Origin of the sequence: Cupriavidus sp. SIMBA_020 (assembly GCF_046535395.1) — a bacterium.
Lineage (GTDB): Bacteria > Pseudomonadota > Gammaproteobacteria > Burkholderiales > Burkholderiaceae > Cupriavidus > Cupriavidus campinensis.
On record NZ_JAWRWU010001753.1, the window covers coordinates 1 to 232 of the forward strand.

The 232-nt window shown below is 31.5% G+C and carries 1 protein-coding gene; it reads left to right on the forward strand.

What is annotated here, in order from left to right; translation table 11 throughout:
- Nucleotides 1–232, forward strand: a 232-nt coding sequence (locus tag SB751_RS35630; RefSeq protein ID WP_410749686.1) for a hypothetical protein, incomplete at both ends; no start/stop codon positions are given.

Sequence of the window (232 nt, forward strand, 5' to 3'; positions counted from 1 at the left end):
TGAAAACATAGAGTATTGGAGAGAATGGTGTAATCAAATATTAGATAAACTTTTAGATCCTTCTATTGAAGTAAAAGATATTATGGAGGGGGTTCTGATTCCACAAATAATAACGAGTATTCCTAAAAAGCATCCATATAGGATAGACTGGCCAAACGATTTAGAATTCGAGATAGACCGTACAATTTTTCTATCGAATGTTTCTGGTGATTATAGTATTTTAGATGTTGAT